This is a genomic window from Streptomyces sp. NPDC091209 (genome assembly GCF_044757755.1).
In the GTDB taxonomy this organism is placed as follows: Bacteria; Actinomycetota; Actinomycetes; order Streptomycetales; family Streptomycetaceae; genus Streptomyces.
Genome location: NZ_JBIVVR010000010.1, coordinates 350478 through 371853 on the forward strand (window position 1 = coordinate 350478; position 21376 = coordinate 371853).

A 21376-nucleotide genomic window follows, 5' to 3' on the forward strand; every position below is an offset into this window, starting at 1 on the left:
CCATGTCAACAGGGACACTTCTGGCAATCGTCATTCCCGTCGCGGTGGTGATCGCCTTGGCGGCCGTCGCGGTTTCGCTCCTCATGCGCCGCCGGAAACTGCGCGAGCGCTTCGGCCCGGAGTACGCGCGCGCGATGGAGGACGCCGACAGCCGCACGGCCGGAGAGCGCGAACTCAGAGCCCGCGAGAAGCGGCACGACGCGCTGGACATCAAGCCGCTGGACAGCAGTGTCAGGGAGCGGTACACACGGGACTGGACCAGCGTGCAGGACGAGTTCGTGGACCGCCCGGAGGACGCCGTGCACGACGCGGACCACCTGGTGACCTCCCTGATGCACGAACGCGGCTACCCCACCCAGGACTTCGAGCAACAGCTCAAGGACCTCTCGGTCGAGCACGGCCGCACGCTCGAGCACTATCGGTCCGCCCACGAGGTCGACGTCCTCAGCACCCGCCACGAGGCGACCACAGAACAGCTGCGGGGGGCGATGGTGCACTACCGCTCCCTGTTCGACGAACTGCTCGCCGACGGCGGGCAATCCCGCCATGCACCGGCCTGAACAGCTCAGCGAACGGGCCGCCACCCCGGCGTCCGGGACCGGAGGAGACATGCAACGCGAAGACACACCTGGCACCGCCACCGCGAGCGGCCTGTCCACCGACGACCTCGCCCAGCCCCGCGACCGGTCCACACAAGAGGGCCCGGCCGGCGCGCAGCAGCAGCAGCAGCAGCAGCCCGATGTTCCCACTTTCCCCGGCGAGAGCACGGACACGCCGGGCCGACCTGAAGACAGGACCGCGGAGGCCGACGTCAGCACCCAGAGCTCGGGCCAGGGCGCCCAAGCCGAGGAGGACGTCCCGCAGCTACTCAGCGCTGAGGACGAAGAAGGGTTCCGCAGCCGCTGGCAGGAAGTACAGAACAGATTCGTCGACGACCCGCGCGACGCCGTGCACACCGCCGACGCCCTCGTCGCCGACGTGATGCAAAAGCTGGCCGCCACATTCGCCGACCACAAACAGGAACTGGAAGGACAGTGGAACCGAGGCGAACAGGCGAACACCGAAGACCTGCGCCTGGCACTGCGACACTACCGTTCGTTCTTCAACCGCCTGCTGGTCACCTGACACAACACCGCACCGCAGCGGCTGACCTGGGCTGCGCCCTTCTGATCGCGGGACCCACCTGTCTTCGGGGGATCGGGCAGGCGTGGGTCGGCTCGGCTGCGGACATCGGCAGCACCATCCGAGGCCGGCAGAGGGAAGCGAAGTCGATCTCATCGAGGTCGAGATGCTCGTAGCCGTCCATGATCAGCACAATGCCACGTCACGCTGACGCTGCCGAGCCCCCCGGCCCGGCTCGGGAAAACACGGAACGGGAACTCACTGCCTCCGGCCCGTATCCGGGCGTCGGCCGCCCGCCGGGCGGCCCGGTCCAGCGCACGGGCGCCCTGTCCCACCTGCAGAACCGACTGCACCAGCGCGACCGCAAGGGGCAGCGCTGACAACCCGCCCGCGGCGTCGACGGCAGGCCCGGCATCGGCAGAGCCGGTGCAGCATCGCCGGCCACGCGTTCTCCGAGCGCTTTGCTGATGCAGCCCGGGTCGGCTGAGCACTTCAGGTGCGTCGGGCGGGGTACTCGGCGAGCATGGCGAAAATGCATCTTCCAGGACAAAACAATCACGACAGTGGCCACAAGCCGCCGCCGGACGAGGCCGGACCCGCCCCTGAAGTCGAGCAACAGGCCCCGGACACGCCGACAGCGCTGCCCCGCAGAGCCTGGGGCAAGGTGTTCACCGGGAGCCTGCGGGAGTTCAAGAAGGACGAACTGACCGACCGGGCAGCCGCGCTCACGTACTACGGGGTGCTCGCCTTGTTCCCGGCCCTGCTGGTCCTGGTCTCCCTGCTGGGCATCACCGGCAAGTCGACCGCGGACCGGGTGCTCGACAATCTCAAACAGCTCACCCCCGGCTCGGCCCGCGACATCCTCACCGGCGCGGTGGAACAGTTGCAGGGCAACGCCGGCCTCGGCTCACTCGTGGCCGTCATCGGCATCGTGGTGGCGGTGTGGTCCGCCTCGGGCTACGTCGCAGCCTTCATCCGCGCCGCCAACGCCATCTACGACATGCCCGAGGGCCGTCCCGTCTGGAAGATCCTGCCGGTGCGCGTCGGTGTGACCGTCGTCCTCATGGTGCTGGCGGTCGTCAGCGCGCTGATCGTGGTCTTCACCGGCGGCATCGCCCGCCAGGCCGGCACGGCACTGGGGATCGGGGACACGGCGCTGACAGTGTGGTCGATCGCCAAGTGGCCCGTGCTGGTCGTGCTGGTCACCGTGATGATCGCGATCCTGTACTGGGCGAGCCCGAACGCGAAGGTGAAGGGCTTCAAGTGGATCACTCCGGGCAGTTTCCTTGCCCTGGTGATCTGGACGATCGCCTCCGCCGGATTCGCGTTCTACGTGGCCAACTTCGCCTCGTACAACAAGACCTACGGGACGATGGCCGGCGTCGTCGTCTTCCTGGTGTGGCTGTGGATCAGCAACCTCGCCATCCTCCTCGGTCTGGAATTCGACGCGGAGGCAGTGCGCCAGCGGGCCGTCGCCGGCGGGCTCCCGCCCGATGCCGAGCCCTACACCCAGCCGCGCGACACCCGCACATGGGACGAGGAAGACCTGCGCCGCCTCGACGAAGGCGAAGAATGACCGTTGGCTACTGGGGTGGACATGTATCGGATCGTCCGGACAGGCGGCAGCCCACACCGCTTGTACGGCGGGTCGGATGCACGTTCGGGCCCTGGGGCAGATGACAAACCAGGCGTCGACGTCCGCAAGGGGTGGATCTCGTGGCCTTCTCCGCCCTACGGGCCGTCACCGTCGTCGTGGCCGTCGTATGAGTCTGCGGGTGGGCGCGGGGCCGGCACATACGGAACCCACATCGCTGACGCGGTCGCCGCCAGACGCGGTAGCCGGGAAGCGGTCATGCCGATGGTCTGCGGCTTTCCAGGGGCGCGGCCCTGGCTGCGGACGGAACCCAGTCGCGGCGCCGGTGGTGACAACGTGACTGCGCTTCGTCGGAGACCTTGGCGACCTCCGCGGAAATCTGCTGCTTCAGATGGGCGGGCAGCGGATCGCCGGTGATTGCCGCGACCAACTCCTCGGCGATGAGGCGAAGTTTGGTGTTGCTGCGCTGGGAAACCTCGACGAGAACGCCCCAGGCGTCTTCCTCGTTCAACCTGAACGTGGCCATCAGGACTCCGCGGGCGAGGTCGATGACCGGCCGCGTCCGCATCGCCCGTTTCAGGTCGATGACCTCGGCGAGCAGGTCCTTCTCGTACTTCCCCTCCAAGTGAGGACCGGCACCGTTCGAGGGCGCGAACAGAGATGCCGTGCCCGTGAGCATGAGCAGCCGCTCGACAGCGCGTCCAGCAACGTGGATGTGGACCGTCTTGCCCTGGGCGAGAGCAAGGCTCCGAAGGCGCAACAGGACCCGGAGGCCGGAACAGTCACAGAAGTCGACCCGCGCGAGGTCCAGGTCCAGTCCCTGGCGCGCCTGGGCCAGGGCGGCACACAGGTCGTGTTGGAGCGGCTGCGCGGTATCGATGTCGATCTCACCGGCGACGACGACCAGCGTCCGTGAGCCGGAGGGATACGCGGCGGTCTCGAGGAAGGGTGACGCGCCTCCCACCCTGGCGCCGCAGGCCAGTGCATCGTGGGCGGCTTCGTCCCCGCTTCCCGCAGGGGGAGAGAGCGGATGTTCTCGCATGGCATACAGGTTCGCCCTCCATCCGGTTACACGTCAAGGGATACATGAACTCTCTTTCACCCTTTTGAATGCGTGAACGAAAGGGCCTAGTCTGGGGGGATGACTGAGGTACCCGAGGGACACACCGGCTGGACCTTTCTGACCAACCACGCACGAGTCCTCGCCGCGATCGCCTCCGGGGCGCAAGGCACGCGGATCCGCGACATCGCCGCGCGGTGCCGGCTCACCGAGCGGGCAGTCCAGAAGATCATTGCCGATCTGGAGCAGGACGGCTATCTGGACCACACCCGGCGAGGGCGCACGAACCACTACCACATCCAGCCCGGGACCAGCCTTCGACACCCGGCCGACTCGGGCCTGACGGTGGCCGACCTCCTGGCGGCTCTCGACCAGCACGAGAGCCCCGCTGAAGCCCCGCCCGGGCAGCGGACCGCGCGATCCGCGTCCGATCGCCCCGATGCGTTCGCTCGCGACGACAGCACAGCGGCCTCGTAGGGTTCCCTGCGGCCCTGGTCGGCCCCTCCCGCGCCGGAGCGCGGTCGCTGTCGGCAGGGCGCCGACCGGTGCGGCGGCGAGGCGGCCGGGATAGCGTGCCATCGCCGCTTGGACCGAGTGCCGCCCGGCGCGGTCCTCGAAGATGCCGTGGGCCGCACGCACCGTAGCCGTGCCCTTCAGCAACCAGGCGCGAACCAGCAGCCCTCCCATAGGCGTACACCGCGGCCCGGGCCGACTTTCCGGGCAACCTCATGCCTCCTGTGACGATCCGCGGCCGCTGGGGTACTCGGTCCCGGGCGGCAACGAGCCGTCCGAATGCGATCGGAGGAGAAGCCGTGGACGGGATCGTGCTGCTCAAGGAAGACCACAAGAGGGTGGAAAAGCTCTTCAAGCGGTTCGAGAAGGCGGGGGCCAACGCCCACGCGGAAAAGCGGAAGATCGCCGATCAGGTGGTCGAGGAGCTCACCACCCACACCTGGATCGAAGAGGAGATCTTCTACCCTGCCGCCCGGGAGGCCGCCCCCGACACCAAGGACCACGTCCTGGAGAGCGTCGAGGAGCATCACGTCGTGCTGTGGATGCTCTCCGAGCTGAAGGGTCTCGATGCGGCGGACGAACGGTTCGACGCCAAGATGACCGTCCTCATGGAGAACGTCCGCCACCACGTCGAGGAAGAGGAGCAGGAATGGTTCCCCGACGTACGCAAGACCATGGGTCGCAACCGGCTCACCGAACTGGGCGAACAGATGGAATCGGCCAAGAAGGAGGCTCCGAGCGAGCCCCTCGCCGTTCCCAGCGCCGAACGGTAGATCGTACCGGCACCTCAAGGAGCCTGTGGATCGATACGGGCCTCGGCGACGGGGGCACAGCCGCTTCGTCGATCGAATGCCGCCGAGCCGGCGGCGCATCAACCGCGACCATCCCCCAGGGCATCCAGCACAGACGCGACTATTCCTCAGGGCATCCAGCGCGGAAAGGATCCACGCACATGCGCATCGCTTTTCTCGTGGCGCCGGAAGGCATCGAGCAGATCGAACTGACCGAGCCGTGGGCCGCTGTGGCGGGCAGCGGAGGCACCCCCGTACTCGTGTCCACAGAGTCGGGAGAGGTGCAGGCCTTCCGGCATCTCGACAAGGCAGACACCTTCCCCGTCGACCAAGTGGTGCGGGACACGTCCGTGGACGATTTCGACGGTCTGGTGCTGCCCGGTGGAGTCGCCAACCCCGACCAACTGCGCCTGGACGAGCGGGCCGTGGCCTTCGTGAAGGCCTTCTTCGACGCGGGCAAGCCGGTGGCGGCCATTTGTCACGCCCCGTGGATTCTCGTCGAGGCCGATGTGCTGCACGGGCGCAGCCTCACCTCGTGGCCGAGCCTGCGTACCGACATCCGCAACGCTGCCGGGAATTGGGTGGACGAACAGGTCAAGGTCTGCGACGGCGGCCCCAACACCCTTGTCACCAGCCGCAAGCCGGACGACCTGAAGGCGTTCTGCGAGGCCCTGGTGCACGAGTTCGGTCGCGCGACCACCTGAACGCGGAATCGGATCGGGCGTGCGCTCACCCCTGTCCCGGGCAATCCGGCCGCTCGGGACAGGGGCTGTCGTGCCATGCTGGTGAGGGAGCGAGCACCCCGAACGGTGACGTCCAGGGCGGCTTCCGTCATTCCCGGTCCGCGAAGACGCTGGTGTCCAGGTGGTCGAGGAGGTCGGCAGGGTCTCGGTACACCGCGTGGGCGCCCGCCGACACCAGGTCCGTCCTCGGGATGCCGCCGGACAGGACCGCCAGGGGTGTCACCCCGTCCCGGACCGCGGCCTGCATGTCCCAGACCGTGTCGCCGACGAACACCGCCCGTCCGCTCGGTACTCCGGCGAGCTTTCTGGCCCGCTCGACAGGATCGGGGGCTGGTTTGCCCTCGGCGACGTCGTCAGCGCTGGCCGCGCCGAGGATGACGTCGTCCGCGTCGATGGCACGGCGCAGCGCGGAGAGTTCCGCACCGCTCGCCGAGGTCGCCAGGACGATCTCCCATCCCCGGCCGGCGAGGGCACGCAGCAGTTCGCCGGCCGCGTCCAGTGGCGGCAACCGGTCGAAGTACGTTGCGTAGAGCGCGTGGTGGGCCGCGACGAACTGTTCGTCGTCCCCGGGGTCGCGGTCCTTGCCGAGCAGGTGCTCGATCAGGTCGCCGGCGCCGAGGCCCACGGCCCGGTGGATGTCACGCATGGCGACGCGGTGGCCGGCCTGGCGGAAGGCCTCCCACCAGGTGACGACATGCAGGTGGTTGGTGTCGACGAGTGTTCCGTCGACATCGAAGACGGCGGCGCGTTTGGTGGTCATCGCGGGTGTCCTCGCCCTCTCACAGGCCGCGCAGGGCGGGAAGCAGCTTCCGCTCGGCCCATTCCAGGTACGGCTCCTGGTGGTCACCGCCGATCTGGATGAGCGCGACCTCGGTGAACCCCGCTTCCACGAAGGACCGTACGGCGTCGACCACGGAGTCCACGTCGTCTCCGCACGGAATGGACTCGGCCACGTCCTCGGGACGTACGAACTGGGTCGCGCCGGCGAATCCTTCGGGGCCGGGCAGTTCGGCGTTGACCGGCCAGCCGCCGCCGAACCAGCGGAACTGGTCATGGGCGCGGGCGACGGCCGCGTCCCGGTCCGTGTCGTAACAGATGGGCAGCTGGCCCACCTTGGGCTTGCCGGCGCCGCCGTGCCGGTCGAACGCGGAGATCAGCTCGGCCTTGGGTTCGGTGGCGATCAGCAAGTCGGCGAGGTGTCCGGCGACTGCGCACGAGCGCTCACCGGAGACGGCGACGCCGATCGGCGGGGGCCTGTCGGGCAGATCCCACAGTCGGGCGTTCTCCACGTCGAAGTGGGCACCGTGGTGGTTGACGCTCCCGCCCGCGAAGAGCGAGCGGATGATCTCCACGGCCTCATCGAGCATCTCCAGCCGGACGTGTGCGGCCGGCCATCCGCCGCCCACCACATGCTCGTTGAGGTTCTCGCCGGAGCCGAGGCCCAGGCGGAAGCGTCCCTGGGAAAGCAGTTGCACGGTGGCGGCCTTCTGGGCGACGACCGCGGGGTGGTAGCGGGTGGTCGGGCACGTCACGTACGTCATCAGGGGAATGCGCTGGGTGGCCTGCGCGGCGGCACCGAGGACACTCCACGCGTACGGGGCGTGCCCCTGTGAGTCCAGCCAGGGGAAGTAGTGGTCGGACGTGACCGAGAAGTCGAAGCCGGCACGCTCGGCTCCGGCCACATGACCGACGAGCTCACGCGGGCCGGCCTGTTCCGTCATCATCGTGTACCCGATCTGCACCATGTCGCTCTCCTCCTCGTGGCCGGGCGCCGCTGGGGTGGGCCAGGGGATCCCCTGTCCTGTCAGCGGCCGGAACCCAAGTGGGCGTGGGTTGGCGGCCTTCTTCCTCGCCGATGCTGCCGCCCTTTCACTCTGTCGCTCTATTGCTTCGTGCGGAGTCGCAGGTCGACCTCCTTCTCCTGGTCTCCCGACGCCGTGCCCTGTTCCTGGACGGCGAACGAGCCGCTCAGAGCTTCACGGAGCCGGTCCACGGCGACGTAGCCACCCTGCAACGTGGCGCTGATCGATCCGTCCAGAGGGGTGGGACCGGTCGGGATGCGTTCCTCGGTGGGATCGAAGTCCGCGGTCCACACGGGAGGGCGGTCGCCCGGCTGCTCGTGAGGGATGTCGTCGGCGGGCCGGTCGGTCGGGAACGCCGTCCGCAGGACGCCGAACACGGTCGCGACGTCCTCCTTGGACCCTCCGGTGAGAGACACGGTGACCATCGAGTCACACTCCTTTCCGCTGGGGTACGACGATGTACTTCGGGTCCTTTGCGGAGGCGATGCCCGCCGCGAAGACCCCGAAGCGGGTGCAGGCCGAGCCCGCGAGCAGCGCGAACCCGCCCAGCGCGGCGACCGGCCTGCTGCGTCCGCCGGCCAGCGCAGCCGTCGCGGCACCCGTCAGGGTCAGGACACGGGCGGCCCGCATGAGCGTGCCCGCGCGTCCTTCGCGCCAGGTCTCGGCCACCATGCCCAGGCGTCGCTCGGCCGCCTCGGTCGCCGCGCTCTCCGCCGCGGCGGCGAGGACCGCCGCGAGGCGGGCCGGACCGTTCTCGCGCGGCGGTGCCACGAGCAGCGCCATTCCCGACGCGGCGGCCGTCGCGGACGCCGTGAACAGATAGGGAAGTTCGCGGTGGGCGCCGTGCCAGGCGGGCACGGCGGTGTCGGCGGCGAGGACCGCGGTGTAAGAGGTCAGCGCCGGCCCGAGCAGCGCGGCTGTCGCGGCCGCGACGGCGCCCGCCCGGGGCGCCCGGCCCGTGACGGCGCTGAGGGCCGCCGCACCGGCGGCCGGGCCGTAGGCGCTGAGCAGCCAGGAGCCCATGCTCATCGGGGAGGTGGGCTTGAAGACGCGCAGCATGTTGGCGAACCGGCCGGGCCTGCCCAGGTCGTGGATGAGGGCAGCGGCGGACAGTGACACCGCGGTGAGGGAGGAGACCTTCATCGCGGTGGCGGTGCGGGGGCGTCCGGTGAGGTGGGCCCCGGCAGCGAAGACGGATCCTGCTCCGGCGAGGCCGCCGAGGAAGAAGTATCCGGCGATGTCACGGGCCGCCCAGGACGGGGCGTGGATGATCGGACGCCCGTAGTAGGACTCGAATTCCAGGCGGGGAACCATCAGTTGTTCGCCGCGCCGCTGCCTGGTCATCGGGTCCCCTTGGTCCGGCCCGCCACGGCGAAGGCGAGCGCGATTCCGCCCGCGAGGGAGAGTGCGGCGCCGCCCGCGTGTTTCCACATGACCGGCAGGTCGCGGGTGGTCACCACGGGGTCAGGCGGGAGGCCGTACACCTCCGGCTTGTCGAGGAGCAGGAAGAAGGCACCGTCACCCCCGACCCCGTCCTGCGGGTCGTGCCCGTACAACTGGGCCTGATCCACGCCCTGTTCATGGAGCTGATCCACGCGGAGCGCGGCCCGTTCGCGCAGTTCGTCCAGCGGTCCGAACTGGATGGACTCGGTGGGGCACGCCTTGGCACAGGCCGGTTCCTGGCCGGCACCGAGGCGGTCGTAGCACATGGTGCACTTGAACGCCCGCCCGTCGTGCGGGCGTTGTTCGATGACTCCGTATGGGCAGGCGGGCACGCAGTAGCCGCAGCCGTTGCAGATGTCCTCCTGTACGACGACCGTGCCGAATTCCGTGCGGAACAGCGAGCCGGTGGGGCAGACGTCCAGGCAGGCCGCGTGCGTGCAGTGCTTGCATACGTCCGATGACATCAGCCAGCGCATGTCGCCCGGCGCCTGCGGGAGTTCGGGAGCGGACGACGCCTCCTCGACGAGCGAGAGTTCGGTGCGCCCCTCCGGAGCGGGCACCTTCTGCTCGATGAAGGCGACATGGCGCCAGGTGGAGGCGCCCAGCCCCTGGGTGTTGTCGTAGCTCATGCCGCTCAACCGCATCCCGTCGTCCGGGATCGCGTTCCACTCCTTGCAGGCCACTTCGCAGGCCTTGCAGCCGATGCAGACGGATGTGTCGGTGAAGAAGCCGACGCGTTCCGGGCGTTCGAGGTGGCCGGAATCGCCAGCCGGGTCCGGTTCGGGGCCGTTCAGCAGGTTCCGCTCCGTCATTTCCGGGTCTCCGTCCCCGTCGTCTCGGTGATTCCCGCGCGTAGGCGGTATTCCGCCACCAGCTTCGGCAGATCGGGGCCGCGGGGGCGGCGGCCTGGGCGGATGTCGGCCGTGAGTGCCTTGTCTTCCTGGATGTGGGCGTTGGGGTCGAGCGCGATGGCCACGAGTTCGTTGGCCGCGTCGCCTGTGGAGACGCCGTTGGGCCCCCAGTGGAAGGGCAGCCCGATCTGATGGACGGTCCGCCCGTGCACGGTCAGGGGTGTGAGCCGCTCGGTGACCATGACACGCGCCTCGACGGCGTTGCGGGCGGTGATGATCGTCGCCCAGCCGCCGTGCTCCAGCCCGCGCTCGGCGGCCAACTGCGGGGAGAGCTCGCAGAAGAACTCGGGCTGGAGCTCCGCCAGATAGGGGGACCAACGGCTCATGCCGCCCGCGGTGAAGTGTTCGGTGAGACGGTGGGTGGTGACGATGTACGGATAGACCTCCGCGCCCGGCTCGTCGCCACTGGGGTGGTAGCGATTGCCCTCGCGCGGCAGCAACTGCCGTACCGGCGAGCGCGGAGTCGACGGGTGGAGCGCGTTGGGGAAGTGCGAGTCCTGCGGCTCGTAGTGAGTGGGAAGCGGCCCGTCCTCCAGCCCCGCGGGCGCGTACAGCCAGCCCTTGCCGTCGGCCTGCATGATGAACGGATCGTCGCCGCGTAGAGCGTCGGGCCCGGTCGCGTCCTCTGCCGGTACGTAGTCGGGCGCCCGGTCGGGGACGAAGTCGGGCACGTCACAGCCGGTCCACTCCCCCTCTGCCGAGTCCCACCACACGTACGCCTTGCGGTCGCTCCACGGGCTGCCGTCGGGCGCGGCGGAGGCACGGTTGTAGAGGATGCGGCGGTTGGCGGGCCAGGCCCAGGCCCAGTCGGCGGCGACGTAGTCCTGTTCCGTGTGGGGTGTACGACGAGCGGCGTGGTTGACACCGTCGGCGTACACCCCGCAGTAGATCCAGCAGCCGCAGCGGGTGGACCCGTCGTCCTTCAGCTCCGTGTACGCGGAGAGCGGTCCGCCGTCGGGACCGTGTCCGTTGATCTCGGCCAGGACCCTGGCGGCAACCGGTTCCCGCAGCGGGCCCTCGACGGGGTAGTCCCAGGTGAGGTCCTGAACGGGCCGGTCCATGGGGTCGGTCGAGCCGGCCAGCCGCTCCTTGACGCGCCGGCCCAGGTGGTACATGAACCACAGGTCGCTTCGCGCGTCCCCTTCCGGTTCCACGGCCGCGTGATGCCACTGGAGCCACCGGTTGGTGTTGGTGAAGGAGCCGGACTTCTCGGTGTGCGCGGCGGCCGGGAAGAAGAAGACCTCGGTGCCGACGTCCTCGGTGCGCAGCTCGCCGGTCTCGATCTCGGGGCCGGCGAGCCACCAGGTCGCGGACTCGATCAGGGAGAAGTCCCGGACGACCAGCCACTCCAGGTTGGCCATGCCCAGACGTTGCAGGCGGGTGTTGGCGGAGCCGACGGCCGGGTTCTCGCCCATCAGGAAGTAGCCCTTGCACACACCTTCGAGCTGCGCCATGACGGTCTCGTAGGTGGAGTGGGAGCCGGTGAGCCGCGGCAGGTGGTCGAAGCAGAAGTCGTTGTCGGCGGTGGCGGCGTCGCCGTAGTAGGCCTTGAGCAGGCTGACGAAGTAGGCCCGCATGTTGCCCCAGAAGCCCTTGTCGGTCCGGCTCGCCTCGACGAACGTGTCCAGGTCCTCGTGGGCGTGGGCGTGCGGCATCGGCAGGTAGCCCGGGAGGAGGTTGTAGAGGGTCGGGATGTCGCTGGAGCCGTGGATCGAGGCGTGGCCGCGCAGCGCCTGGATGCCGCCGCCGGGCCGGCCGATGTTGCCGAGGAGGAGCTGGAGGATGCAGGCGGCGCGGATGTACTGGGAGCCGGTGGAGTGCTGGGTCCAGCCGACCGCGTACACGAAGGCGCTGGTGCGGTCCCGGCCCGAGTTGGCGGTCAGGGAGTCGCAGACGCGCAGAAAGGTCGCGCGGGGGATTCCGCAGGTCTCCTCGACGAGTTCGGGGGTGTAGCGGGCGTAGTGCCGTTTGAGGATCTGGTAGACGCAGCGCGGGTGGCTGAGCGTCTCGTCGCGTGGCGGGCGGGCGCCCGTGCGGGCGCCTCCCGAACCGTGGCTCTCGGCGCGTCCCGAGCCCTGGGTCTTCTGCTCGTACTGTTCGTCGACATCGCCCGCGGGCGCCTGGACCTCAACCCCTTCGTACTGCCAGCTGCGCGGGTCGTAGTGGTGCCCCTCCTCGTCGAGTCCGGAGAAGACGCCGTCCAGGTCCTCGGTGTCCTGGAAGTCCTCGCTGACGATCGCGGCCGCGTTGGTGTAGGCGAGGACGTACTCCCGGAAGTCCTTCTCCTCCGTGAGCACATGGTTGATGACGGCGCCGAGGAAGGCGATGTCGCTGCCCGCCCGGATCGGAACGTGCAGATCGGCGAGGGCGCTGGTGCGTGTGAAGCGCGGGTCGACGTGGATGATGCGGGCGCCGCGCTTCTTGGCCTCCATGACCCACTGGAAGCCGACCGGGTGCGCCTCGGCGTAGTTGGAGCCCTGGATGACGATGCAGTCGGCGTGCTGGAGGTCCTGCATGAAGGTGGTGGCGCCGCCGCGGCCGAAGGAGGTTCCGAGGCCCGCGACGGTGGAGCTGTGGCAGACCCTCGCCTGGTTCTCCACCTGGACGACACCGAGGCCGGTGAGCAGCTTCTTGATCAGATAGTTCTCTTCGTTGTCGAGGGTGGCGCCGCCGAGGCTGGCGATGCCGAGCGTGCGGGCGGTGCGCAGCCCGTCCTTCTCCCACTCCCAGGTGCGGCGCCGCGTCTCGACCACCCGGTCGGCGACCATGTCCATGGCCGTCTCCAGGTCGAGGGGCTCCCAGTCGGTGGCGTACGGGCGTCGGTAGAGGACCTCGTGGCGACGGGCGGGGCCGGTGGTGAGCTGGAGGGTGGCCGAGCCCTTCGGGCAGAGGCGCCCCCGGCTGACGGGTGAGCCGGGGTCGCCTTCGATCTGGACGACCTTGTCGTCCTTGACGTAGATCTGCTGACCGCAGCCGACCGCGCAGTAGGGGCAGACCGAGGAGACGACCCGTTCGGCGGTGTCGGTGCGCGGCCTCAGCTGCCGGGTCCGGGGCGACATGGCGGCCCGGCCGCGTCCCAGCGGGTCGGATCCGGTCAGCTGACGGTAGACGGGCCATTCACTGACCCACGTGCGCACACCCATCACAGGTCCTTTCGCGCGGCCGGGCCCTCGCTGCGGTCAGGGGTCGTCCCAGCCTCACCCGGCCGGGCTCCCCCGGCGCGCCGACACGTCAGTCGGACGGTTCGTCGGGCACGGGATGTTCCGGGTGGGGGCTGCCGGAGTGAGGGGTGCCTCTGCGCCCGGTGCCGGCCTCGTCCGTGTCGGGGATCTCCGGATCCGGGGTCTCGTCCCCGGAACCCCCGGCACCGGGATTCCCGGCCTCGGGCCCCTCGCCCTCGGTCCACTGCTCCGGTGCACCCACGGCGTCCCACGGGTCTTCGTCGGGTGTGGCCTGCTGGTCGGGCGGATCCCTCGGTATGGGCTTCGATTCCGGCCCACCACCGGTCCCAGGGCCATCCGGGTGACGCTCGTTCACGGTGTCCTCACTTCCTCGCGCGGGGCGTGGCGTGAGGCGCAAGTACCCCTCTCGCCGACGATGATGCCGGTGACCGCCGAACCGCCCTGGTGCCGGTCAGCGGTGACGGAGGGGAAGCGGTTCCGGCGCGCACGGCCCGGCCTCCGCCGTCCGGCGCGGGGCCGGACAGGTCCTTTCGTCCTGACGTGAGGCGTGGGCAAGGTCCATCGACGGCTCAGGCTCCTCGGAGCTGGTTTCCTACGACCTGGTGAAGGCCGCCGCTGTCCCGTTCCACTTCTGGTTGCCCGACGCGCACGCGGTGGCGCCGACGCCCGTCTGCATGCTGCTGTCGGGGGTCATGGTGGAACTCGGCTCGTACGGGGTGTGGCGGGTCTACCACACGGTCTTCGTCGGGCCCGGCGGCATCCCCGCGCCCGACGCCGAGCGCGTCCTGGTCACGATCGGCGTGCTGACCGCGCTGATCGGCGCGGTGATGTGCTGGCAGCAACGGCACGTGAAGCGCCTTCTCGCGTTTTCCACCGTCGCCCACACCGGGCTCTTCCTCGTCGGGATCGGGCTGCTGAACCCCGAGGCGACGGCGGGCATCGCGCTCTACATCGTGGGGCACTCGGCGGCGAAGGCCGCCCTCTTCGCCTGTACGGGCATCCTCCGCGATCGCTACGGCAGCGTCGACGAACACGAACTGTACGCTCGCGCAACGGAGTTGAGGTGGATCGGCTCGCTGTTCGTGGCGGGTGCGCTGGCACTGTCCGGGCTGCCGCCGTTTGCGACAGGCCTCGGCAAAGCGGTCACGGAGGAAGCCGCCGGTGGGCTCCTCGCCGTCGTGTACGTCGCCGTGTCAGCCGTCACCGCGGGAGCAGCGCTCCGCGTCGCCGCACGGGTGTTCCTCGGCGCCGGGGAGCGGCCCGGCGACGAATCGGCGTACGAGACGAAGGGCGCGCAGGAACAACCGGAGACCAAGGGGCCGATCCGCAGAGTGCCCACGACGATGACGGCGGTCCCCACCGTCCTGCTCGTCGGAGCGCTCGCGGCCGGTCTGGCTCCAGGGCTCGCCGGCTCCGTGGGCGACGCGTTCGGCGCGCAGGAGCCACCGCACTGGACCGCGGCCGGTCTCGTCCTCGGGTCGGCCTCGGCCGCACTCGCGACGGGACTGGCCGCGGCCGGCGTCCGCGGCCCGGCCGGCCGGCAGCCGTACCACTGGACTAAACCGCTCCGCCGCCTGCACTCGGGGCACATCGGCGACTACGTGGTCTGGCTCCTGGCCGGCACAGCCCTCCTCGGCGCGCTCGGACTGCCCGGCATCCTCACGGGGTGACCGGAGAAGAGGACGCGGCGAGCCCCGGCCGGACGCGGACCGCGGTCTCGTCGCGGTCGGCTGTCCGCCCGCGCCCGCCGCGGGTACTCGGAACGCCTTCCACGGGCGAGGTGACGAAAATGGCAACGACCTCACGCCGGTCGGATCTCGACGGCCTGTCCGCACTGGTCACGGGTGGTTCGCGGGGACTGGGGCTGTTGCTGTGCGCACGACTGGCCCGGCGCCGCTGCCGGGTGACCATCGCGGCACGGGACGCGGACGAGCTGCGGCGCGTTGCCGCTTGGGTCGAGGAACGGACCGGCGTGACGGTGTCCACCGCCGTGTGCGGCGTACGCGACCGGGCCGCGGTCGGCGCCATGGTCGAGCAGGCGGACAGTCGGCAGGGCGGCCTGGACGTCGTCATCGCCAACGCGGGGGTGATCCAGGTCGCTCCGGTGGCGTCGATCGACAGCAGTGCCTTCGAGGACGCCATGTCGACCGTCTTCGGCGGCACCGTGAACACGGCGATGGCCGCGCTGCCCCCTCTGTACCGCAGCGACGCCTGTGGCCGTCTCTGCCTCATCGGCTCGGTCGGCGGTCTGCTGGCCGTTCCGCACCTGCTGCCCTACTCGTGTGCCAAGGCCGCCGTAGGAACTCTGGGTGAGGGGCTGCGGGCCGAGACGGCAAGGAAGAACGTCAGCGTGACCACGGTCCGCCCCGGGCTGATGCGCACCGGATCACACCTCCAGGCCGAATTCGGCGGTCGGGCCTCCAAGGAGTTCGCCTGGTTCTCCGCGCTCGCCGGAGCCGCCGTCGTCTCGATGGACGCCGAGCGCGCGGCCGAGCGCATTCTGCGAGCTCTGGAGCGGCGACGGACCCGTTTGATCCTCACTCCCGCGGCACGTGCCGCGTCGGTGACACACGGTGTGGCGCCCGCGACGGTCACCCGTCTGAGCGGGCTCGCCGCCCGACTGCTCCCGAACCCGCCGGACGGGCATGGCGAAGGCGCGAAGGCCCGACTGAAGGCGGCACGGTACAGGGCCACGACATCGGCCGTCCCACCCATACGGTGACGGAAAAGGTGCGCGGTTGGGGCAGTGTGCTCAACGACCGGGCCGCCCGCCGCTACCCCCAGCACCTGCCGGGTCCCCCGACCAGCGGCCGACCCGCGGCCGATGACGCCACCCGGCGTGCGTACCGGCTCGACCGGTGTTTGACTGCAGGTGCTGCGGCGGGCCCGTGGAGGGGAGACGTGCCGACCCCGGACGAGGGCGAAGCCTTTTTCGAGGACCTCGGTCTCGGCCCCATCGGCGACATGGCCACACGGATCGCGCGGTAACGCGGAGCTCGCCTGGTCATCGGGATCGATCCCGTCGCCGACCGGCTCTCCGGGGCCTCCGCGCACGGAGTCACGTGCTTCGACGTACGTCGCTACGGCGCCGAGCTGGTCGGGGCCGTCCAGGAACTGACCGACGGGCGGGGGTACCGAAGCGGTCACCGACGCCCGACAGTGTCGCCCAGCCGCTGGACGATGCCGCCTTCACCCTGATGTCGGCTGCTCCCACCTGCCTCGGCGGACACCGGACCGACGACACGAGCCCGGTCGCCCCCGCACACGGCCACGAAGATCGCGCGTATGTCTCCGATCGAGGGGAACCCAGAGAGCAGAGTTGCAGATATAGGCATCAATCGGACCAATCGCAATCGGGAGGTGCCGGATGAATATGCCCGGCGAGGTCCCGCTCATCACGCCGCCCGGTGTCTACGCGCCTCAACAGGACACCGAGCTCCTGATGCACGCCTTGTCGCGGGAGAGCGTGGGCCCCTGCACCGACGTGCTCGACCTGGGAACCGGCAGCGGGGCCCTTGCGCTGCGGGCCGCAGGGCTGGGGGCGCGGGTGACCGCCGTCGACATCGACTGGCGCGCTGTGTTCACCACGCGCCTCAACGCGCTCCTCGCCAGGCGTCGCGTCACCGTCCGCCACGGCGATCTCACAGCCGCCGTACACGGACGGACATACGACCTCGTGGTGAGTAATCCGCCCTACGTCCCATCGCCAGGGATCCGGTTGCCGTCCCGATCCCCGGAACGCGCTTGGGACGCCGGGCCGGACGGCCGTGTCTTCGTGAACCGCGTCTGTGACGAGGCGCCCGCCGCTCTGCGCGCGGGAGGCGTACTGCTGCTCGTCCACTCCGCCCTCTGCGGGACCCGGCCGACGCTGCGGCGACTCGCCCGCGCGGGGTTCGAGGCGACGGTCACCGACCGCGTCTTCGTCCCCTTCGGCCCCGTGCTGAACTCACGCCGGACCTGGCTGCGGCACCAGGGCCTGGTCACCGACGAGAACGACAACCGGGAAGAGCTGGTGGTCATCCGTGCCTGGCAAGACTGAGCGCCCGCGTCGCGTCACCGTGGACGGCGAGGGCCCCCTCCTCGTCGAGGGTCCGGTCGAGGTGGTGCTGGAGGACGGCACGGTCGCGGCTTCCCGCCGTTTCCGGGCGGCGATCTGCACCTGCCGACGCAGCCGCACCTATCCCTGGTGCGACACCAGTCACCGACGTCGTGCGAGGCGGGGAACGACGTGAGAGGCCCCCTCCTTCCGGCACCGCGGGGCGAGATATCGCGCTCTCTCGCCTCGACGCTGCGCTACGGCACCCCGCTGCCCGCGCTCCCCCACGGCTTGGAGGATGCCCGACCGTACGGTGACGATGTCCAGCTCGCTCTCTACACACTGTACGAACTCCACTACCGGGGCTTCGCCGAGGTGAGCGACGAACGAGAATGGGACCCCGGACTCCTGGCCCTGCGCCGGTCTCTGGAGCTGCGCTTCCTGAAGGCCCTGCGCGACGATGTGACAGCCGATCCGGAGGCCGACAAGGCCCTCGAAGCCCTGCTGCTCGAACCGGTCGGCTACGACGAAGGCAGTGTCAGTCATTTCCTCGAACGCGACGGCCAACTGTGGCAACTGCGGGAGTACGCCGCCCTGCGCTCGCTGTACCACCTCAAGGAGGCCGATCCGCACGCCTGGGTCATTCCACGCCTGCACGGCCGCGCCAAGGCGGCCATGGTGGCGGTCGAGTTCGACGAGTTCGGTGCCGGCCGCGAGGAGGACGTCCATTCCCGGCTCTTCGCGGACCTCATGGCCGACCTCGGCCTGCGCACGGACTACGGCCACTATGTCGACGCGGCCCCCACGGAGGTGGTCACCACGGTCAATCTCATGTCCCTGCTGGGCCTGCATCGAGCCCTTCGGGGCGCTCTGGTCGGACACTTCGCCGCGGTGGAAGTCACCTCCTCGCCGGGGTCCAGACGCCTGGCCGCCGCCCTGCGCAGGGTCGGCGCGGGCAAAGCGGCACAACGCTTCTACGACGAGCACGTCGAGGCCGACGCCGTCCACGAGCAGGTGGTACGCCGGGACGTCATCGGCGGTCTGCTGGCGAGCGAACCCGAACTCGAACCCGATGTCGCCTTCGGCGTCCGGGTCACCGGCTTCCTCGAAGACCGGCTGGCGGCCCACCTGTTGGCCGCGTGGAGGCAGCAACGCAGTGCGCTGCGGATTCCGCTCGGCGCGGGCGACTGACCGGCACAAAAGGCCGGACGCGCCGTCCGGTCAGCGCAGCCGGTCGAGCCGGCGCCGGGCGCCGCCGAGCGAACGTCCCCGTCGGAACACGTCCCGCCACGGGCAGCGGCGGCCCGGGAAGCACATGAGTTCGACATCGCTTGAATCTCGCGGATTCAAGGTCGGCGGCCGTATCGTACGGGTCAGTCGGCCCGGCAAGCAGCCGTTCCCCGACGACGGCATCACCAAGGCCGACCCCGCTCCATCTCGTCGACCAGGGCCGCATCACACCGCGCCGTTTCCTGTCGAAGGCGGACCGTCCGGACCACCCCGATCGGCTGATCTTCGATCTCGATCCGCCCGGCGACGACTTCGCGTCGGTCCGGACTGCCGCGCTCCTGCTCCGCGAGATGCTGGAGCAGGAGCGCCTGTAGGGACCGCTGCCGGGGTCCCGGTGGACTGGCCGGGCTGCGGGTGTCCGTCGGAGTGGGAGCTTCGTGGTCCTGCCCGAGCGGTGGATCGTTAGCGCAGGAGTCCCACGCTGCGCCAACGAAGAAGAGCATCACCGAGCTCCGCCAGATCGGCTTCCCGCCGCGCACGATCCTCGATCAGGCGACGAAAGCCCGCCAGTGGGGAGCGTTCCCCCGCCTGGGCTCCGGCCACCCGCGTGCCGGCGGCCCGCGCCATGACCTGCTGAGGCTGACGCTGCCAGCCGATCACCAGAACGCGCGGTCCCCGGTCCTCCGCCTGCCGGTGCAGGTCCAGGAAGTGCAGGAGGCCGGCGGAATCCATGAACCCGACACCATGCACATCGATCATGATGACCCCCGCGTCACGGGTGACCCCGTCGAGCGCCCGTCGGAGGAGCGGGGCGGCCGCCGCGTCGATCTCTCCTGTGATGCCGAGCAGAACCGTGCCCCCGTGCCGCTCAACCGCCATCGTGATCAATGCAAGCTTCCCTTCAGGCCGACTTACGCGCATATGGGTGAGGAACGGCCAATCCTGCCTCTCTCCCGCTTCAGTTCGACTCCGCCGCGCCAGGAACACCACAAATCCCAGAGGGGGCCTGCCGGCCGACCACGGTGAGAGGACCCCCACGGCGATCCGGTTGACGGGCTCATGAGGTTCGGCCGCTGCCCGCTCCTGCTGCCGGGACGGCCCGCCGCGTCCATGGCCATTGGGTATTTCGGGTGCACCGGGCGGCTCGCCCGTCAGGCCGGCACGCAACTGGTCGCGCAGGGCGGGAACGCTCACCGAGCTTCTACTCTTCCGCGTCGAGGATGCCGCTGATCACCTGGTCCAGGCACAAATAGTCGGGCTCCGCTCCGCGAGGAATCAGCCGCAGAGTCTCCCCCAGCCACGAGCTGAGAGTGCCCCGACCTATCTCCACCACGACACCGGCCGGGGATGCTCCCCGAGCGTGATGCGCCAAGGCCACTGGGCGACAGGAAGCCACCTCAACGCGAGCGGACGGCATGTCCGGCCGGTGCGTCCGTGCGTCCACTGGCGGCATGCCACACGCGGGCCGGTCGTCGCGAAGCCGTCACGGCCCGCCGGAAGAGCGCTGGCGCTGCTCGCTCTCGCGCATCTGCCGGGCATGCCGGCCGACGTCGCTGACACGGTCGGCCAGGTCGGGATGAACGGTGCGCAGGTGAGGGCCTGTCTCGGCGAGGGGGCTCAGGAGACGGGCCGGGTCACTGTCTCCGAGCGCGGTCCGAAGAGCCGTGAGCGCGTCCGTCGCGGTGGCCGGAAGGTCGGGCAGGGCGGTGATCGTACCGGCGAGCTGACGCAGCGCGGCGGCGTGGTCGTGGGCCCAGGACGCCACGGAACGGTCCGCGGCCCGCTGCCCGCGGGTGGCCTGCACACGCTGCTCCTTGGTGGTGCCGGCCTCGCCGGGACGCACACGGAGGTAGCGCCGCTCAGCGGCTTGGCGGCTGGAGACGCCGAGGGGGCGGGCCAGGTCGGCCCAACTGGCGCCGGCCTTCCGGGCCGTCTCGATCAGTCCGGGCTCCCAGTGGGCCAGCTGTTCGCGCACTTCGCGCAGGAGCAGCAAGGCCGCCAGGGCTCGCTGGGGGTCGTCGGTGGAGGCGGTCTCGGCGGTCTGTGCCGTCCGCATGGCCTGAGCGATGGCCTCGAGCGCGGTGGCGGCCGCCAGGAGGGAGGCCGGTGCCGGGGTGTTGTCGTCGCTCATCGCCTCTCCTTCACAGGTCGTACCGTCCGAGCGGAATTCGGCATCGGTTCGATGACATCAGGGTTTGTCGTCGTTCGGATGACATGCTACAGCGGATGTCAGGTGAAGCGCATGGGCGGGATCCGAAGGGTGGGCACCGGTCCGACCAAGCACACGGGTCGACCATGGACCTTGACCCCACGGGTGCTGGGAGTGGACGACTTCGTGCTGCGCAAGGGCCCCAGACACCCACGGCACGATCCTGGTCGACATCGAATCCCACCAGCCCGTCGACCTGTTGCCGGACCGCGCGACGTCGGCGGCCGCCCAGTGGCTCGCCGACCATCCCGGGCGTCCGCGGGGCGTCAGCGCCGGGACAACGGATGCAGGCAGCCGAGCTGATCGAGCAGAGGATCAAGCCGCCGGAGGTCGCGCGGCGGCTGCGAGCGAGCCGGAAATCCGCCTACGAGTGGCACCCAGGTGTAACGCGATGGTGGCGTGAAGACCCTGTCGTCCCGTTGCCCGAGCGGATCACGGTGCCGCCTATCGTCACGCTGCCTGGACCGAGACTCCACGGAAACCGGGCCAACCGATCCGTCTCCTCGCTCCCGACGCCGGACGTCGATCCGGCGCCACCACCGCAGCCTGACAGGAACCTGGCCCGGCTGACAGACCTGGCCCCACCTCGGCGAGGTAGCCGAGGCAGACGCCGCCTTACCGTCCGGCAGGAAACAGGGCGGACCGTCATCAGGGCCGGTCCGGGTGCGGGGTCCCCCGGGCTAATGATCCTTTTCCGATATTTGCCGGACTCTGAACCTGCTCCTCCAGCAGTACGCCCC

21 protein-coding genes and 1 pseudogene are annotated in these 21376 nt (G+C 70.0%); 12 read left to right on the top strand and 10 right to left on the bottom strand.

Features of this window, described 5'->3' with window-relative positions:
- Positions 1 to 2: 2 nt before the first annotated feature.
- From ACIQRL_RS28835 to ACIQRL_RS28845, 3 genes are all read left to right on the top strand, one after another.
- Positions 3 to 560 carry a hypothetical protein gene (locus ACIQRL_RS28835; protein ID WP_401336989.1) on the top strand — a complete coding sequence of 186 codons (558 nt, stop codon included), beginning with the start codon at positions 3 to 5 and terminating at the stop codon, positions 558 to 560.
- A gap of 49 nt (positions 561 to 609) precedes the next feature.
- A complete protein-coding gene (locus tag ACIQRL_RS28840) occupies positions 610 to 1125 on the top strand; it encodes a hypothetical protein (protein ID WP_401336991.1) in 516 nt (171 codons plus the stop codon).
- A 520-nt stretch (positions 1126 to 1645) separates the two neighbouring features.
- Positions 1646 to 2698: a YihY/virulence factor BrkB family protein gene (locus tag ACIQRL_RS28845; RefSeq protein WP_401336993.1), complete on the top strand. Its 1053-nt coding sequence runs from the start codon at positions 1646 to 1648 to the stop codon at positions 2696 to 2698.
- Between the two features lie 274 nt (positions 2699 to 2972).
- Here ACIQRL_RS28845 and ACIQRL_RS28850 read toward each other — a convergent pair whose 3' ends face one another.
- Positions 2973 to 3758, bottom strand: a complete 786-nt coding sequence (locus ACIQRL_RS28850; protein ID WP_401336995.1) for an ANTAR domain-containing protein — start codon at positions 3756 to 3758, stop codon at positions 2973 to 2975.
- A gap of 99 nt (positions 3759 to 3857) precedes the next feature.
- Between ACIQRL_RS28850 and ACIQRL_RS28855 the strand changes: the two genes are divergently transcribed.
- The 3 genes from ACIQRL_RS28855 (at position 3858) to ACIQRL_RS28865 (ending at position 5784) form a co-directional block, all read left to right on the top strand.
- The gene (locus ACIQRL_RS28855) at positions 3858 to 4253 is read left to right on the top strand and encodes a helix-turn-helix transcriptional regulator (RefSeq protein ID WP_401336997.1); all 396 of its coding nucleotides are present in this window, start codon (positions 3858 to 3860) and stop codon (positions 4251 to 4253) included.
- 335 nt (positions 4254 to 4588) lie between these two features.
- Positions 4589 to 5062 carry a hemerythrin domain-containing protein gene (locus tag ACIQRL_RS28860; protein WP_401336999.1) on the top strand — a complete coding sequence of 158 codons (474 nt, stop codon included), beginning with the start codon at positions 4589 to 4591 and terminating at the stop codon, positions 5060 to 5062.
- 179 nt (positions 5063 to 5241) lie between these two features.
- On the top strand, positions 5242 to 5784 hold the full coding sequence (locus tag ACIQRL_RS28865) for a type 1 glutamine amidotransferase domain-containing protein (RefSeq protein WP_401337001.1): 543 nt from the start codon (positions 5242 to 5244) through the stop codon (positions 5782 to 5784).
- 127 nt (positions 5785 to 5911) lie between these two features.
- Here ACIQRL_RS28865 and ACIQRL_RS28870 read toward each other — a convergent pair whose 3' ends face one another.
- The 7 genes from ACIQRL_RS28870 to ACIQRL_RS28900 form a co-directional block, all read right to left on the bottom strand.
- On the bottom strand, positions 5912 to 6583 hold the full coding sequence (locus ACIQRL_RS28870; protein WP_401337003.1) for an HAD family hydrolase: 672 nt from the start codon (positions 6581 to 6583) through the stop codon (positions 5912 to 5914).
- A 19-nt stretch (positions 6584 to 6602) separates the two neighbouring features.
- The gene (locus tag ACIQRL_RS28875) at positions 6603 to 7568 is read right to left on the bottom strand and encodes an LLM class F420-dependent oxidoreductase (protein ID WP_401337004.1); all 966 of its coding nucleotides are present in this window, start codon (positions 7566 to 7568) and stop codon (positions 6603 to 6605) included.
- A gap of 137 nt (positions 7569 to 7705) precedes the next feature.
- Positions 7706 to 8050 carry a hypothetical protein gene (locus ACIQRL_RS28880; RefSeq protein ID WP_401337006.1) on the bottom strand — a complete coding sequence of 115 codons (345 nt, stop codon included), beginning with the start codon at positions 8048 to 8050 and terminating at the stop codon, positions 7706 to 7708.
- Between the two features lie 4 nt (positions 8051 to 8054).
- Entirely contained in the window at positions 8055 to 8969 is a 915-nt protein-coding gene (nrfD, locus tag ACIQRL_RS28885; protein ID WP_401337007.1) for an NrfD/PsrC family molybdoenzyme membrane anchor subunit, read from the bottom strand.
- Positions 8966 to 9880 (bottom strand): 4Fe-4S dicluster domain-containing protein, encoded by a 915-nt coding sequence (locus ACIQRL_RS28890; protein WP_401337009.1) that lies wholly within the window; start codon positions 9878 to 9880, stop codon positions 8966 to 8968. Before ACIQRL_RS28890 ends, nrfD begins: the two co-directional genes overlap by 4 nt.
- Complete coding sequence (fdh, locus tag ACIQRL_RS28895) at positions 9877 to 13122, bottom strand: formate dehydrogenase (protein ID WP_401337010.1); 3246 nt, start codon at positions 13120 to 13122, stop codon at positions 9877 to 9879. The genes ACIQRL_RS28890 and fdh overlap by 4 nt, the downstream gene beginning before the upstream one ends.
- Positions 13123 to 13210: 88 nt before the next feature.
- Positions 13211 to 13402: a hypothetical protein gene (locus tag ACIQRL_RS28900; RefSeq protein ID WP_401337011.1), complete on the bottom strand. Its 192-nt coding sequence runs from the start codon at positions 13400 to 13402 to the stop codon at positions 13211 to 13213.
- A 358-nt stretch (positions 13403 to 13760) separates the two neighbouring features.
- Between ACIQRL_RS28900 and ACIQRL_RS28905 the strand changes: the two are divergent.
- The 6 genes and pseudogenes from ACIQRL_RS28905 to ACIQRL_RS28930 all read left to right on the top strand — a co-directional run.
- A pseudogene (locus tag ACIQRL_RS28905) lies at positions 13761 to 14831 on the top strand (complex I subunit 5 family protein); the annotation flags it as partial.
- A gap of 119 nt (positions 14832 to 14950) precedes the next feature.
- Positions 14951 to 15883 (top strand): SDR family NAD(P)-dependent oxidoreductase, encoded by a 933-nt coding sequence (locus ACIQRL_RS28910; protein WP_401337012.1) that lies wholly within the window; start codon positions 14951 to 14953, stop codon positions 15881 to 15883.
- Positions 15884 to 16534: 651 nt separating this feature from the next.
- Entirely contained in the window at positions 16535 to 17200 is a 666-nt protein-coding gene (locus tag ACIQRL_RS28915) for a HemK2/MTQ2 family protein methyltransferase (RefSeq protein ID WP_401337014.1), read from the top strand.
- A complete protein-coding gene (locus tag ACIQRL_RS28920; RefSeq protein WP_401337015.1) occupies positions 17184 to 17393 on the top strand; it encodes a CDGSH iron-sulfur domain-containing protein in 210 nt (69 codons plus the stop codon). Before ACIQRL_RS28915 ends, ACIQRL_RS28920 begins: the two co-directional genes overlap by 17 nt.
- Complete coding sequence (locus ACIQRL_RS28925) at positions 17390 to 18388, top strand: iron-containing redox enzyme family protein (RefSeq protein WP_401337016.1); 999 nt, start codon at positions 17390 to 17392, stop codon at positions 18386 to 18388. The genes ACIQRL_RS28920 and ACIQRL_RS28925 overlap by 4 nt, the downstream gene beginning before the upstream one ends.
- Positions 18389 to 18528: 140 nt before the next feature.
- Positions 18529 to 18801: a hypothetical protein gene (locus ACIQRL_RS28930; RefSeq protein ID WP_401337018.1), complete on the top strand. Its 273-nt coding sequence runs from the start codon at positions 18529 to 18531 to the stop codon at positions 18799 to 18801.
- Positions 18802 to 18889: 88 nt separating this feature from the next.
- On the opposite strand, the gene ACIQRL_RS28935 is transcribed toward ACIQRL_RS28930, so the two are convergent.
- Both ACIQRL_RS28935 and ACIQRL_RS28940 read right to left on the bottom strand, forming a co-directional pair.
- A complete protein-coding gene (locus tag ACIQRL_RS28935; protein ID WP_401337020.1) occupies positions 18890 to 19621 on the bottom strand; it encodes an STAS domain-containing protein in 732 nt (243 codons plus the stop codon).
- A gap of 289 nt (positions 19622 to 19910) precedes the next feature.
- Positions 19911 to 20558 (bottom strand): type III effector protein, encoded by a 648-nt coding sequence (locus ACIQRL_RS28940; RefSeq protein WP_401337022.1) that lies wholly within the window; start codon positions 20556 to 20558, stop codon positions 19911 to 19913.
- Between the last annotated feature and the right edge of the window lie 818 nt (positions 20559 to 21376).